The sequence below is a fragment of the Azotobacter chroococcum genome, from assembly GCF_002220155.1.
GTDB classification, from domain to species: domain Bacteria; phylum Pseudomonadota; class Gammaproteobacteria; order Pseudomonadales; family Pseudomonadaceae; genus Azotobacter; species Azotobacter chroococcum.
The window spans coordinates 1436192-1451758 of the sequence record NZ_CP011835.1 but is presented as its reverse complement, the minus strand read 5'-3'; the positions used below and the strand labels follow the sequence as shown (position 1 = coordinate 1451758).

Here is a 15567-nt window from a genome sequence, read left to right as displayed (position 1 = left end):
CTTTTTTATTTCATCGGAACGACTGTCATCACAACAAAGGACAACCCGGCGTGAACTGCCTTTTTCCATCACTGTACTCGTAGACGATGCAAGTCTTGATATCACCATGCTCATCATGGCTCTCCCAAGTACTTACGCCACCACCTGTAACAGACACAATTTCGCCTAACACATAGTGGTGCGAGTCGAGATCAAAATAGCGATATCTATTATCTGCCAGGTCAGGCAAGGAAAATCGCTGAACAAACACTGATCCGTCATCCCGTCGCAAATGTAACTCGGCAACACCTGGATTTTCTCGAACATGTGTTCCGAACATTACCCACAGCCGCTTGATAGCCACACCCGCATCCTGATGATAGCTGCCCATAAAAAGCTTAATTGGGCTATCCGCCCCAAGCTGTTGACTGGGCTTCATCCTATATGTCCCGTCGGCAACCGGAGCTTGCTTCAGCCCACTATACCCGCAACGAGACTTATCAATAACATCATTCGGAACAGTCATTTGCCAACCCGGCATATCTGGATAAATCTGTATAAATGAAGAAGATTTATCCATGGAGCTTTTGCTCAGACACACCTGATCGCGAAAATCGAACTGCCCTTTGATCGCCATTTTTGTGCCGTTTGTTTCGAGAAAATACGACGAATTCCAGCCATATATCCATACCATAGCGGATAGCGCCACCACCCCCAGGAGCCTAGCACCCAAATTTCTAGAAATAGAAATCTGAGACAGCGAAACCATGGTAAGAAATACAACCAAAACATTTATTCCCATAAAATATCTATCTGGGAACGTAATCTGGTAGTTCGACAAAAGGCCTGTCAAACCTGGGCGCATTGCAATAGTTGCCACATCATAAAGAGCCAAAGCGACAGCCAAAAAAAACATTATTTTTCTGGCCGCCTGGCTTTTTGCAATCCAAAATGAAAACCCGACAAGAAAGACCCACAATCCGAAAAGCCCAAACACAATCTTATCGGACAAAGTCTCATACCAAGGGAATGCAAAAGGATAGATAATTGCCCTGCCAATAAAAGCCTCAACAAAGCCTTCACTTACAAACTCCCCAGGAATCCCTCCCTTGCCGCCCATCCGCGGCAAAAGAAACGCCAGGAGAATCGCAAAAGGAATGACAAGGGTCAGATTTCTCTTGAGAGAGGCCTGAAGATCGAAATCCTTAAAAAAATCAAAAATCAAGTATAGAAAAACTATAGCAAACACAACCGGATTGGTAGCCGCACACAGAAATAAAACAGCATCAATCACTATCCTTACATATGTTGCTGTTTGGTCACGCCAGAACAACAACATCACAGAGATCAGCGGAATATAGAAGCCGACCTGCAGAACGCGCCCAATTATTTCATTCTGGGACATGCCAAGCGGTAGAAGGAGCAGCAACAAGTAGAGCCCCCCCCTGAATGCTGCCGGCATAAATCCTCTGGTTATTAAAAATGCACCCGTCGCGACTGCAGAAAAAAAACCAAAAGACACTAATGTAATCAACTCGGGCAACAAGACGATTGGATTTCCTGCAATCCATGAACTGAGCTTAGTAGAAATAAACAAAAGCAGGATGTTTAAAAATACAAAATAATCTTCCCTAGCGTGAACGAGAGCATAGCCCCAGCCGCTCGACAACCCAAGCCCAGTCCACATTCCATCTTCCGCATAAACAATGGGGTTCAAGATTGGATCTGGATTACGCACAAAAAGCAAAACCATCCCAATAAAAAACAAAACAATCGCCGGACAGCAACTGATTATTTTTTTCGAGACCTTTTCTTCTACCGACATTTTTCGACGTCCATCGGCGAATCGTATTTACCGAAACAAGCACGAAAAAGCACCAGCAACACAGATAGATTCCCTTTGAAACTGCTGATTTTTGTTGGAACCTCTCCTTTCGGATAGCGCCGAACAGTCGGCAATTCGATGCAGCGATAGTCAAGCTTAGGGACACGACAGGAAAGATAGGCAAGCAACTCGTAGGTCATGAACACATCACGAAACGGCGCAACTCTTTGATCTAGCAACATTTTCCGACTATAGGCACGAAAGCCCTGGGTCGTATCAGTCCATTTGAAGCCGGAAAATAGGCTTAACATGGGCGCATGAATGAAACGAATGGCAAAGTCTCGAGACTTTGGCGTGTTCTCCGCCACTCCTCCCGCAATGAAACGGGAGGCCTGCACGAAATCCACTCCCTGCTTCAGGGCATCAATAAAACGGGGTATAGCTTCCGGATCGTCCTTGTCATTGCCATCAATAGTGACAATCCCTTCATAGCCTTGGTCGAGCGCAAAAGCGTAGGCACAGCGGAGCTGCGCACTCAACTTACCCGGCCCAGTCTTGACCAGCAGTCCACGGACGGCATTCTGCTGCAGCGACTCCAGTGACAGCGAATCATCTGTGCTGCCGCCATCGATAATGATGATATCGGCAATGTCCCCAATTTTCAGGGTGGCCATTCTGGCTAGCAGGCTCTTGATTCGTTCTCCTTCATTGATGACTGGAATCACGACACACCATTGGTGCAGCCGTCCAAGCCACAGAGGCGTATCGAAGGTGGGTACTTGCCAGCTGTCACGAACGTCAGGAGCAATATCAGAAGTAATCATTGTATATTCTTATCATCAGGCCACTCGGGCCGTAATTAGTACTACGCCGGCGATCACCAATACGATCCCCGCCCCCATCGTCCAGTGGAAGGACTCCCGGAAAATCAGCACTGAAAACAGGGCAACAGTCGCCACGGCTCCGGCGGTCAGAACAGGATGCGCCACATTGAGAGGAAGTCGAGCCAAGGCGGCGGCATAGAGTAGGAAAGCAGCGCCATAAAGCCCGAGCCCCAACCAGAACGGCCAGTTGTTCAACGCGGCCATGGGGTCACTGAGGGATGGAAACTTTCGCGGCGGCATCATGGCTATCTTGACCAGAACGCTCGCAGAAGCATTGGAGGCAATGCCAAGAATCAGGATGAACCATTTCATAGGCGGGCTCCAGTTCCATCACCGCGGTAATACCGAATTGCTACCTTAAGGGCTCGCTCAATCGATACCTCGTGTGGTTCTTTTTTGGTTGCCAGCATCTCGATGGAAACAACATGATCAGGCAAAAGCGGCCTCAGCACCGCGGACATTCGGCTGTGCTCGGCTCCTCCGTCTCCTAAAGGGAGCAGGTCAGGCTCACTGGCATGAATGTGTCCAATAAGCGATGAAGAGTCGCGCAACACGGCCTCTGGATCTTCTCCATTGATGCTGAGCGCGCCCGTGTCCAACTGCATCCTGATGAATGGGTGGGCGACCTCCCTCACCACTCGTGCAGTCTCGGCACTGCTGGTCATGAAGTTGGCGCCATAGCAGGATGGGTTAGGTTCGAGGCAAATAAGCACGTTGTACGATTGGGCGATATTTCCAAGCCGTCGAAAAAAATCGACAGCGATATCCATGCTTTCCTCATCGCTCAACCCGCTGCAATCTCGATTCTTCGGCGACCCGAAGACCAGACGCGTCGCTCCCAAACCGGCTCCGATACGGCACACGGCGGTGAGATGCTGCAGCATTGCCTCTTGGGCTTCGAGTGAACCAAAGACGTTCAAGCCAGTTGTGCCAAACAACAGTGCCTGCATACCGGTAATTTCGATACCACGCTCGGCCCACCAGTTCTTGACACGGAGAATGTCTTCGTCTGCCGCCTTGGCAGGCTCGGAGAAATACTTGCCAGGCGCGATATCAATCGCATCGATGCCAAAGCGTTGAAGCAGCGTCGCTATTGCTTCATCCTCGCTGGTATCCCAGGCAATATTTGAAATGGCCAGCCTCATGCCTTCGCTCCCGAATCGGACTTTATTGTCACTGGCTCAGATTGGGCATAGGCCCTGATGGCCTGGATGGTTTCGCGCTTGCTGTATTGGTAATGCCCCGAGGCACCGAAAATGCCGGCATGACGGGTACGCATATTGTATGTAGCCGGTAGGGTGGCCAAGGTATGATCAAAGGGCTTTCCAAAACCTTGCTCGGAAATCTCCCTCACACTGATCGGCGCTGCCGTCAAGTGTACCAACCTCAAGCCAGCATTGAGTGAAGTTTGAATGTCATACCAGAGATTGACCATCGGATAAAACTGAAAAACACCACGACTATCGATCACATGTACATTGTTTTCATTGAGGAAGTCGAAAATCACATTCTTTCGTAAGCCCGGCCCAACCAGGCCGGGAAGGCGAACGATCAGATAGTTGGTAAAATGGCTTTCGACGAACTTCTCCAGCAGACGGCGATGCAAGCCATAAGCATGCAGTCCCGACTCGTCTACAGGTGCCTCTTCATCAACGTCTACAGGGCTCTTGAATACATCGACCGTACTAACAAGGATGAAGGTTTTGCACTGGATGCTTCTCAGATGTGCAATCAGGCCATCTATTTTTTGCCGATCTGCCTCAGGCTCCTGGTTGGCGATCCACTTTTGAGCGGGAGCACCAGCACAGACAACGGTATCGAACGTTTGGCCGTCAATACCATCGATAGTGGTTGAGCGATAAATCGACTCAAAATTTCCCTGCTTGAGAAGTGTACTTCCCACAAAGCCCGAGAACCCAATTAAAGCATTAGACATGTGTCGCTCCAGATTCACCCTGCCCTTGATTCGCTATAGCCTGAAACGGCTCCGCATCCAGTTTCTCAAGAACATCATAAATATTGTCAATTTTTCCGCCTAGCACTGAATAACATCCGGGCAATTCAGGATGCTTTTCAAATAGAATCGGCCTTCCATCATCGGCCTCATTCTTCATCAGAACGGTTTTTACCTCGAACAAGGAATCAATGTGCCTGGCACCACGCACTGAGGGGATATACCGCCCAGTGTCCCTCAGCATACGGTCTACACGGGTTACGCATTCGTATTGCTTGAGTTTCTGGTAAGGGTCAATGCCTTGCCTATCACTCCAGTGCAGGTGCGGGGTGTAGCGGACGTGGGAGAGTGTATGCAGCCCACGTGCTGGGAATGGCATTATGGAAAAAAATGGACCATCCATCACTGTAATGCCTAGTTCCTGGAGTTCAGGCGGCATCTGCATAAGAGCCATTTCCGTGATTTCATGCTTGAGAGCTGTATGTGTGCCAGGAAAGTCCCTCTCAAACTGGTTTAGCCCGCTATAGGTACAGTTGAATACGTAGAGGCTGGAGATCAACTCCTTGCTACCCTCGCTGTGCTGCATGGCAACAGCTAGTGCTCCATTAGCCCTCTTTGACATACCGATGACGCGTGTGTCAAAACGGACTCGCACACCAGCCTCTTTGAGCTCGTGCTCAGCCCAGCTAGCTAGCTTTGTCGTGTCGAACGAATACTCTTCGACCAGAAAAACGTCTTCGATCAATCGTGGTTCAAATAACGCTCTTAAAGCTGGCTCTGCAGGTTGAATCTTGGCTCCAATCTCCCGACAGAATCGCTCAAACTGCTTGGCAGTGACTTTTGAATTACGACGTGCAATGGCATATAGTTTGGTGAAATCTTGCTTCACCGCATTCGGCCAGTCACGTACAAATCTGGGTAGATTCACTCGACTTCGATAAGCCGTCGTAAAGCTGCGTGGATAATGATAGCCGTTGTGTACACGAGCCTGATTGCTATAGGAGGCTCGCATAAGAAGAGCCGGCTCTCGCTCTACAAGAACGACACGCTTGAAGCCACGCTGCCTGGCGAGATAAATGGCAATTGCGGCGCCGTAAAAACCACCTCCAACAATGACAGCCTCTTGATCCATCTCAGTGGCTGACATCAGGAAACTCGCTCGGCACCGGAGTCAGGCATATAGGTTGGCCTTGATGCTACCGTCTCAATGTTCAATTTTTCATGACGGGTCATGCGGGCACTGGTAAATTCCTGGGCGACATGATAAAGCGGCCCCTCGTTCGACAAACTGGCCATATGCAGAATGTATTCGCCAAGGACAAGAAGAACGAGAGAAATCAAGAAAAACATACCAGATTGCTGTAAAGACAGACTAACCCAGCCGGGCGCTATGTCTGTCTTCAGAAGTCCGATAGCGAGGACATAAACCGAATACACGAGATTGGCAATAGCCCCAAACAAAGAGAGTGAGGTGACGAGACGCATAGGTGCGCGCGTGGTTGAAACCAGCAACCGCATACCTCGGTCTATACTCTCGCCCAACCGCTTGGTGTGCGAGATTTTTGGGATTGCACTGTAGTTGAGATTAATGCGAGCAAATCCCCCGGTCGCAGGAAGATGGCGATAGGTGATCGCAGGTTGCGGATGTTGAAGGATGAAGTTAACAATCCTCTTGCTCAAAATTCGATACTGCGGAGCCTCTGTTGCCAGATGAATACCATTGAACCATTTGTAGGCCCCATGAAAAATGGCATAAGCGCCTGTATAGGCGAGGCTCTGCTTAGGTTTCTGGCTATTGTTGGCAAAAACTACGTCAGCACCGCTGACAGCCTTGTCGAGCATATCAGGCAGAAAGGCTATGTCGTCTACCAGAGGGTCGATCACAGCGACAAAGTCACCCAAAGCATTTTCCAGGCCAACCCATGATGCGGTATCGGCATCCACCTCTTTGGTCAGTGCAAATACCTGCAAATTAGGTTGCCCATCCTCTTCCGTCAGTACTTTTAACGTAGAAATACTGTCGTCATCCGACGCATTGTCGACGATGATGAGTTCATAGTCGCTCACAAGCGAGGAAATGTCGGCGGCAGCGTCTGATAAGATTTTTTCGATATGTTCAGCTTGGTTACGCACAACAAACACAACTGAAAGAAAGACGGGAAAGAATGCCATTCGGAGTCCTCTTGATATAACGACAAGGTAATTTTACGGAATAGCCGAGGCAATCAATCTGCCTCTCCCAGCCTACCCAACCGATAATCACCATTCAGTACCCGCTGCCACCACAGGCGATTGTCCAGATACCACTGCACGGTCTTGCGGATACCGCTCTCGAAGGTTTCCTGGGGCTTCCATCCAAGCTCACGTTCGATCTTGCTCGCATCGATGGCATAACGCAGGTCGTGGCCGGGACGATCCTTGACGAAAGTGATCAGGTCGCGATAGCGCTCGACACCCTCAGGCTTGGTTGGCGCCAACTCTTCCAGCAGGTCGCAGAGAGCTTGTACCACTTCGAGATTGCGCTTCTCGTTATGCCCGCCGATGTTGTAGGTCTCGCCTACCTTTCCCCTGGTGACAACCTCGACCAACGCCCGGGCGTGGTCCTCGACGAACAGCCAGTCGCGGATCTGCGAGCCGTCGCCATACACCGGCAGCGGCTTGCCGGCCAGGGCGTTGAGGATCATGTGAGGAATCAGCTTCTCGGGGAAGTGATAGGGACCATAGTTGTTCGAACAATTGGTGATCAGTACCGGCAGACCGTAGGTGCGATGCCAGGCACGAACCAGATGATCGGAGCTGGCCTTCGACGCCGAGTAGGGCGAGCTGGGCGCATAGGGGGTGGTTTCGGTGAACAAGTCATCCGTACCTTCCAGATCGCCATACACCTCGTCGGTGGATATATGGTGAAAGCGAAAGGCGCTCTTCTCGTCTGCCGGCAAGCCATTCCAGTAGCGCCGGGCCGCCTCGAGCAGGCTATAGGTGCCGACGACATTGGTCTGGATGAACTCGGCCGGTCCGTCGATGGAGCGGTCCACATGGGACTCGGCGGCCAGATGCATCACCGCCGTTGGTTTGAACTCGGCGAACACTGTATCCAACGCAGTTCCATCGCAGATGTCGACCCGATAAAAGCGATAGCGCGGCGAGTCCGAAATCGACGCCAGTGATTCGAGGTTGCCGGCATAGGTCAGCTTGTCGAGGTTGGCAACTTCGTGGGGGGTGTTCTGGATCAGGTGGCGTACCACAGCAGAGCCAATGAAGCCGGCACCGCCGGTGACGAGGATGCGAGAAATCATGGGAATCTCTTGATTACTTGGAGGGATACCAACGGGTTAGCAGCTCTTCGTACTCGTGCAGTACCTGAGGCCAGGTGAATCGCTCCTGGAAGCGGGCTCTACTGGCTGCCTTCATGTGCTCGACAGCGGCGACGTCGCCCAGAAGCCGATCGAACAATCCTGCGCAAGCCGGTTCATCCTTGAAATACGCTGCCCCGGAACCAGCAACCCAGCGGTTGAAATGATTGTCCTGAGCGATGACGGCACAGCCTGCGCCCAAAGCCTCAACCAGCGATGGATTGGTACCGCCGACACGATGACCATGCAGGTAAAAACGACTGAAGAAACGCAAGGCCTGGACAAGTGGAGCCTCGTAGATAGCGCCAGGGAAGATCACCTCGTCGCTGGCAGCGTCCATGACACGAAGATGATAGGGGTTGGCTTTGGGCTTGAAATCACCAAGCACAACCAGTTTATGGGCACGAGACTTACGGCTAAAGGCATGCACCATCTCGTAAATGGAGTTTTCCGGCTCGGGGCGTGCCACGATTATAGAAAAGCCATCGGGCTTGAGCTTATAAGGGGCAAGCAAGCTGGCGTTTGCCTTCAAGACCTCAACGCCACCATAGGGAATCATGGTTATTTTGCTGTCATTGATGCGGGTAGCCAAATGCTCCTTGATATTTGGATGGTCTGCTACCAGATGATTTCCCACCCAGCATCCGACACGCTCATTCAACCAGAACCAAGCCTTGGCTAAAACTCCCCACTTATCACGATGCCACTCGATGCCATCCATATTAATGATATTGGTTTGACCCTTGACTCGCTGGAGCACATTAAAAATAGCTGTATTGTAGCCAAGTGTTAGAAACAACCCCTCTTGGGAGAGAGCGTGACAGATGGCCTTCCAGTCAAAAAGCACTGTCCCAGATGCGCCATCACGACCGATGGGTATATGAATGCGCCGAATGCCCTCCCAAGTGCTTTCGTAAATCGGCCCCATTCCACTTTCCTGACAGTAAACCGTGACCTGCCAGCCTTGGCCCACAAGGTACAAAGCCAATTTTTCTGCAAAAGACTCGAACCCTCCATGCTGGGCAGGCACACCACGGATACCTAGAATATTTAATTTAAGCACGACAAACCTATTTTCCCCGAAAAATCATTATAAATACGGAGCAAACCAAAAAGAACAGCAACGCCGGAAATAGAAGCAAACAACCGACTATGCCTATCAACCGCCGCCCCCGGCTCATCGAATCGACGGAAATGGCTTCAAGAGCAGTCGCAAAGCGAGACCAGTAAAAGTCAGACGCAAGATTGAGCATGGAGTGATGCATTTCAGCTATTCGCCCCGGAGCCCCACTCAGCTCGTAAACCACATCAGGCAAAGAGGATAGATTCGTCACGACGCCTGCGCCACTTTTTTCCAGGCGTTCGCCCCACTCATCATCTTCGTTCTGAACGACAGGCAAACCCAATGTCAGGCAATCAAAATTACGCGTCCTCGATGCATAGTCATTTTCATATCCCTCCCCTCCCCAGACGAGAGAAATATCGAATCCAGCCCAGTATTCGAAACGCCGCCCGAACTCCACCCAAGGTAAAAATATGATATTGCCCTTGACGGCCTCGTCTACAAAACTCAGCAACTCAGATTGCCGCCTTCCATCAGCCCCGAAAAACACGAGCTTTATATTTTTGTTTTTCAAAATAGCTTTGGAAATTGCCGACAGCACCGATTCAAGATCGAACCAGCCATAAGTTCCTCCCAGCCATCCGATCAAGAAATCCTCTTCGCAGATCCGGCCCTCACTGAGCCTTGCCAGAAGAAGCCGGCCGTTTGCCTTGTCATGCCCCCCATGCCTTTCGCACCCAAAAGGGATCACGGAGATTCGCGAAAAATCATGCGTCAACAAAAAGGGGGCTGTTATACCTCTAAAAAGATCCAGCTGGCGCTTATTGGCGACAATGACCTTGTCGAACACCAGTCCACCCAGCAGGCTTCTTGCAACATTGAAATAAGCCTTGATCAACAACTTGGGAATATCTTTCTTCGAGCTTTTTCCAACGACCTCGTCCAACTCGATCCAGTGCGGAACATAGCTATCAAGGACCAACCTCTTACCCCAAAAACTCACCAACATGGCAAAGAGAAGTATTAATGGCCCGCCCCCATGCAGCACGACAACATTTGCAGAGAAAAATGCCCGTAATAAATCATAACCCCTGGAAACAGAAACAAATTCAGCCCCCGCTGGAATCCCATGCTTATTACCAGTACGTCCGCACAAAATGACTTGATGCCCCAAAGACAGCAATTCGACTGCCAATGATGCGTACCGCATTTCCGGTCCACGCAGGCTCGAGCCGTAATCTCCTTTATACAAAAGAAGAAACTTCATATTTCCTCACAAAATAATAACCAACCATACCAGAGCCTGTACAAAAAACACTCACAACCACCATTGGCTTGACCAAGAAAAGACTTGAAAATCAAGCGCACGCTGAAAATCAACGCAAAAACCTAGTATAGAACCTGCAACTCACACGAATCTTGGAGTGTAACTTTAAGATTTTCGCAAAAGCCAAACCTCGTGGCCCGCCTCGATCAAGTCACCTTCCTTTCCGGACATTAATGTTTTTTGAACAATTCCCAGCATGAGTACCAATTCAATTACTTACTCACCTTGCACTAACCCAGCAGAGCAACAAACATCACTTGATAATCTCTCACCCAGCACCTCAACTCCGAGAAAAAACTTACAATAAAAAAAGTAGACAAGCACATGAATAAAGGCAATAAACAAAACATATATATACATGTAAAAATAAATCAAAGTATGAAAATACAAAAGCGCATAAAGCAATATAAACCTTCTATCTTGCTTGGCCTTCCCATAAGCCCACCCTAAAAGCACAGCCAAAAGAAAGACGCCAACAAATACACCTGCAGACCCAAAGTCCACATAAAAGTTCGACACAACCGTAGACGTTAGCTCCGCATAGAAATCTATTCCAAGCACCTCATTTTTAAATGTCCCAAAATCAACCTGAGCACCAGGCAGCAATGAATAGAAAGCATAAAACGTATAACGCCCTCCTTCGACAGCCTCAACCCCCGCATTAACCAACCGATCAAGAATCATATATCCATAGGTCAAAGTCATATATAGCGGATACAGCAGAAACTTTAAAAAGGACGACTCTCCAGTTAACTGCTCCTCTATCATTTCCAAATAATCGACACCATAAGAAACCTCCCTGTAAAACTTTACCAATACAAATCCTGACAACATCAAGAAGGCAATAACAAAAAACTTAACCCCAAAGACACTCTTTCTGGAAAACAAAAAATACAAAAAGGTAACAACCATGCACAGCATTGAGTCCGATCGATTCCCCGTTAGAGCCAAGAAACCAAAACCCATCAGACCAAAAAATATAAAAACCAGCTTCCGCCAACCAACCAGAAATGAGGTAGAAACCAGAAACAAAGTCGAAACAATCCCCAAAGATATTGCAATAAGGTGAACAGCCCCACTAACCTGCAGCTTAAACCGAAGCTCTTCTACATCCCCTGAAAATAGCGGTATCGCTCCCATTGAATAAAACTCATAAAAAAGACACAAAACCCCCAAAGCAAACCATGCAAATAAAAAAACATAAAGAAAGGTCAATTGCCGAATATAAACATTGACCACCAAGGACTTACGCAGCACGAAGCCAGCCAAACAAGAGCGTAAACCAAGACAAAACAGCAACCCCAAAGAATAAGCAAAAATAGAGAGATGTATTAACGCCTCCGTTTCCTCAGACATACCCCCAACCGTAGAAACAAAATCAATTTTGGTCAAAAGATAAGGAAAAACGAATCCCAAGAAGAAAGCAAACCACGGCCGAGCAAGCACACTATTCATTTACTGTATCTCACAAACTTCCTTCGCAAAATTTCGAGTGCCAACCAATCCATGACACACCTCGCCACCCAAACCCAAGCAACTCCCTCAATACCAAAACCATGCTCCATTACATAAAATATAAGCCCCAGATAGAAAGGAGCTTCTACAACATGCAATATTGCAGTAACCTTTGACCCACCCGCCGCTTGTATAATATTGTAAGGCACACTAGCCAAAGAATTGGCAAGCACGCCCAGCACAATGACCCAGAAAACAACATAGCTTTTTCGAGCATACTCCGCCCCTAGCCAAACATCCAAAATGGCCTCGCCGAAGAAATAGATAACGAGCAGCGCCGGAACAATCAGCGCAGCATTAAGCAAATAAGACAGTCCTTGAAGCCTGGAAACCTCTGAAAAATCAGACTTGCCTAACAATGCACTGATTCTAGGAAAGAGCACCGTCCCGATGGAGGCCGGCACCAGGAGCAGTTTGGTGGCCATTTCGTATGGCGTTGTATAAAAAGAAACAACTCCTACTGAAATGAGCGAACCGATGAAAAACCGGTCGAAATAGACCATTACCGGACTGATTGCGTTGGAGAGGGTCATCCAGCCTCCAAACCTCAGCAACCTGGACATAGTGGCCTTGCAAAAACTTCCGAGCGAATAGGAAACCATCCTGCCTGCATACAAAAAATAATAAAGACAGAGCAGCAATCTGGCCAAGGCGAGAGAGGCGACCGCATAGACGAAGTCACCCCAAACATGAAAGAAAATCAAAGGCCCGACAAACATCCAGACCCCAAGAGGAATTCTCCCTACCGATACAATCTTAAATCGCTCAAACCCTTCCAGGACTCCTCTCAGACCCGTAGCCCATACCGTAAAAACAACAGCCACCCCAGTGACTTCAAGTGATGATTCCGCTATGCCCTGAAGGCTCTTGTCCAACTTGAAAACATCATAACTCAGATACCCGGCAGAAAAATATACAACAACACCGGCAACAACTCCCGCAATAACGACCAGAGTCATACCAGTCGAATACAGCTTATTCAGAGCAACTTCATCCCCAGCAAAATTTGCATGAGCTATACTTTGAGTCAAAGCTCTGCCAATGCCGAAATCGAATAATGAAAAGTAGCCAACAAATACCCACAATATGGTCAGAAAGCCAAAAAGCTCATTGCCGAACTGATCTACCATCAACGGTATCGAATAAACCCCAATCGCAAGCGGTAGAAAATTGCTTGCAAAAACCCACACCATTTTCTTCTTCACTAGTTCCCCTTCAAACGGCTTGGGCTCCGCATCATGCCTCAACGGAAGCGCTGGAACCTCCACCGTCTTTTCTCTTTTTCTTTAAACACGCTACCGCCCCAGGATTTACCGTCGGTTTCCTGAGAACGCGAAAGCCATGATGTAGACACGCCCGGGCACAGCATCGCTGCGCCCGGGCGTGAGGATTGTCAGTATTTGCGTATGCTTTCCAGCGGCAGGCTCAGCCGGTGTTCGCGGTGAAGCAGGCTCATCAGCAGGACGACGCGCTCTTCGCCATCCATCGCCAGGAAGATGGCATCCAGCTCCGCGAAGCTTCCCGTGGTGATACAGACCCTGTCGCCGGGTTGCAGAACCGGTTGCGGTGCCGGCTGGACACGCCGCTGCAGTTCGGCAATCAGTTCGTCGGCGATGGACAACGGCATGCCGCCAAAGCCGACCAGACGACTGACACCGCGCGTCGAGCGCAGCGGGGCCCAGTTGGCATCGGCTGCCAGCCGAATGAACAGATAGCCTGGAAACAGCGACTCGCTCTGGACCTGCAGGGTGCCACGCACCAGACGCTCTCGCCGGCACAGCGGACGAAAGTATTCGTATCCTTGGCGGTCCAGATTTTCTTCGGCCCGTTCGTCCTGGCGAGGTTTGCACTGCACGAGATACCACGCCTTGCCCTTGCGCATGCCGGATGCGTCGTTCGCAGTGCGGATGTTCATTTCCGTGTCACCTTGCTCCTGACTTGGCCACGGCCATCGCAGGAAGCTTTTCCGATTTACTCAACGTCCCTGGTTACGCGCCAATGGACTTCGTTTGCACGTCTGGCAACACTTCCGATACCAAGCGGATCTGCTGACGGGTTTCGGGGCAGTGCCGCCGCCCAAGACCATCGCGAATGAATTCGCTCCTACGTCCGTCCTGCGATTGATTTGTCGATCGCTCTATCCTTTACCATCGCCTTCACGGGGTGATGATGTTCACCCTCTTCTGTCTTTGCTCATATCTCCGCTGCAATTCGGCAGCCAGCACACGCTTGGCGTCGGCCTCGCCATGGACAAGACGTATCTCGTCCGGCCATTCGCGCATGCGGGTGATGAAACTCACCAGCCCCTGCCGATCGGCATGGGCCGAATAGCCGCCCAGGGTGGCAATACCGGCCCGTATCTCGAAGCGCTCGCCCTCCAGATCGACGTAGCCGCCCCGCGGCCCATATTTCTGGATAGCATGTCCGGGCGTACCCATGGCCTGGTAGCCGACGAAGAGCACATTGTGCCGACGATCCCCCAGCATGGCCTTCAGGTAGTTGACGATGCGTCCACTGGTACACATGCCACTGCCGGCGACAACGATGGCCGGGCGTGCCGTGCTTGCCAGATGCCCGACCATGCGCAGGTGGTCGGCATGGCTCTCCACGGTGATCAGTTGCTCGAAGCCCAGCGGCCAGCGCCCGGACTTTACCCGCTTGATGGCTTCCTGGTCACAGAAAGGCTGCAATTCGCGATAGGCCTGGGTGAAACGGCTGGCCAGTGGAGAATCGAGGATGATGGGCAGCTGCGGCCAGTCGGTCTGCCCGGAGGCGTTTCCGGGAAGGGGGTATCCCCCACTGTTTCCCGCCGGACGAGACCGAGTCTTGCGGTGGATGATGTCTTCCAGCTCGTAGAGCAGTTCCTGGGTGCGGCCGACGCTGAAGGCCGGAATCAGCACGCTTCCCCGGTCGGCCAGGGCCTGTTCGATGACCGCCTCGAGGCGCTGCCGGCGACTGCGGCGATCTTCGTGCAGACGGTCGCCGTAGGTGCTCTCGATAACCAGGGTATCGGCCCGGTAAGGCGGCTGGGGCGCCGGCAGCAGCGGCGCATGGGGGGCGCCCAGATCGCCGGAGAACAGGATACGGCGCTTCTGGCCGGTATGGCGGTAATGGAGATCGACCTCCACATAGGCCGAGCCGAGAATGTGCCCGGCTCGCTGCAGGCGAACCTTGCAAAGCAGCGCCGGAGTGTCCGCCAGGGTAAACCAGTGCCTGTAGGGCAAGGCGACCAGGCGTTGCCCGATCAGCCTGAGATAGCGCTCCACCTGCTGCTGGTCGCCGCTCACACCCAGTTTGAAGGCATCCTCCAGGACGATGGGCAGCAGCCTGGCCGAAGGCTCGCTGCAGAGGATCGGCCCCTTGAAGCCGGCCGCCAGCAGATAGGGAATCCGCCCGACATGGTCGATGTGCACATGGGTCGCAATCAATGCCTTGACGGTATCCAGCGGAAAACCGATGGGAAGACTGGCTGCCCCGCCTCGTCCATCGGCGGAGGTCTCCGCTCCCTGGAACAGGCCGCAATCGATCAGCAGGCTGTGCTGCGCATCCATGAGCAGCTGATGGCAGGAGCCGGTGACGCCGTGGGTGGCACCGTGATGGAGAATCTCCGGGTAGGGCATCGCTCGACTCTTCAGCTCTAGGTTCCCGGCCGCCTGCGTCCGGGCGC

General features: G+C 51.1%; 14 protein-coding genes. All 14 read right to left on the bottom strand.

The annotated features are described in order from the left end of the window. Positions 1-28: 28 nt before the first annotated feature. The 14 genes from ACG10_RS06785 to ACG10_RS06720 all read right to left on the bottom strand — a co-directional run bounded on the left by ACG10_RS06785 (position 29) and on the right by ACG10_RS06720 (position 15520). Positions 29-1804 (bottom strand): hypothetical protein, encoded by a 1776-nt coding sequence (locus tag ACG10_RS06785; RefSeq protein WP_157731383.1) that lies wholly within the window; start codon positions 1802-1804, stop codon positions 29-31. Beyond that, positions 1795-2628 (bottom strand): glycosyltransferase family 2 protein, encoded by an 834-nt coding sequence (locus ACG10_RS06780; RefSeq protein WP_089167636.1) that lies wholly within the window; start codon positions 2626-2628, stop codon positions 1795-1797. The genes ACG10_RS06785 and ACG10_RS06780 overlap by 10 nt, the downstream gene beginning before the upstream one ends. Positions 2629-2643: 15 nt before the next feature. Then, positions 2644-3000, bottom strand: a complete 357-nt coding sequence (locus ACG10_RS06775; protein WP_089167635.1) for an EamA family transporter — start codon at positions 2998-3000, stop codon at positions 2644-2646. Then, positions 2997-3833: a sugar phosphate isomerase/epimerase family protein gene (locus ACG10_RS06770; protein ID WP_089167634.1), complete on the bottom strand. Its 837-nt coding sequence runs from the start codon at positions 3831-3833 to the stop codon at positions 2997-2999. Before ACG10_RS06770 ends, ACG10_RS06775 begins: the two co-directional genes overlap by 4 nt. Further along, positions 3830-4624, bottom strand: a complete 795-nt coding sequence (locus tag ACG10_RS06765; protein ID WP_089167633.1) for an NAD-dependent epimerase/dehydratase family protein — start codon at positions 4622-4624, stop codon at positions 3830-3832. Before ACG10_RS06765 ends, ACG10_RS06770 begins: the two co-directional genes overlap by 4 nt. Beyond that, the gene (locus tag ACG10_RS06760; RefSeq protein ID WP_089167632.1) at positions 4617-5789 is read right to left on the bottom strand and encodes an NAD(P)/FAD-dependent oxidoreductase; all 1173 of its coding nucleotides are present in this window, start codon (positions 5787-5789) and stop codon (positions 4617-4619) included. Before ACG10_RS06760 ends, ACG10_RS06765 begins: the two co-directional genes overlap by 8 nt. After that, on the bottom strand, positions 5789-6814 hold the full coding sequence (locus ACG10_RS06755) for a glycosyltransferase (protein ID WP_089167631.1): 1026 nt from the start codon (positions 6812-6814) through the stop codon (positions 5789-5791). The genes ACG10_RS06760 and ACG10_RS06755 overlap by 1 nt, the downstream gene beginning before the upstream one ends. Before the next feature lie 53 nt (positions 6815-6867). Next, positions 6868-7938, bottom strand: a complete 1071-nt coding sequence (gene rfbB / locus ACG10_RS06750) for a dTDP-glucose 4,6-dehydratase (protein ID WP_089167630.1) — start codon at positions 7936-7938, stop codon at positions 6868-6870. Between the two features lie 13 nt (positions 7939-7951). Continuing rightward, positions 7952-9058, bottom strand: a complete 1107-nt coding sequence (locus ACG10_RS06745; RefSeq protein ID WP_089167629.1) for a DUF1972 domain-containing protein — start codon at positions 9056-9058, stop codon at positions 7952-7954. 7 nt (positions 9059-9065) lie between these two features. Continuing rightward, positions 9066-10325 (bottom strand): glycosyltransferase family protein, encoded by a 1260-nt coding sequence (locus ACG10_RS06740; RefSeq protein ID WP_232487197.1) that lies wholly within the window; start codon positions 10323-10325, stop codon positions 9066-9068. A 276-nt stretch (positions 10326-10601) separates the two neighbouring features. Continuing rightward, positions 10602-11840, bottom strand: coding sequence for an O-antigen polymerase (locus tag ACG10_RS06735; protein ID WP_089167628.1), 1239 nt, complete (start codon positions 11838-11840; stop codon positions 10602-10604). Continuing rightward, on the bottom strand, positions 11837-13168 hold the full coding sequence (locus ACG10_RS06730; protein WP_089167627.1) for a flippase: 1332 nt from the start codon (positions 13166-13168) through the stop codon (positions 11837-11839). The genes ACG10_RS06735 and ACG10_RS06730 overlap by 4 nt, the downstream gene beginning before the upstream one ends. Before the next feature lie 125 nt (positions 13169-13293). Then, a complete protein-coding gene (rfaH, locus tag ACG10_RS06725) occupies positions 13294-13815 on the bottom strand; it encodes a transcription/translation regulatory transformer protein RfaH (RefSeq protein ID WP_232487196.1) in 522 nt (173 codons plus the stop codon). Positions 13816-14056: 241 nt separating this feature from the next. Next, positions 14057-15520, bottom strand: a complete 1464-nt coding sequence (locus tag ACG10_RS06720) for an MBL fold metallo-hydrolase RNA specificity domain-containing protein (RefSeq protein WP_089167626.1) — start codon at positions 15518-15520, stop codon at positions 14057-14059. Between the last annotated feature and the right edge of the window lie 47 nt (positions 15521-15567).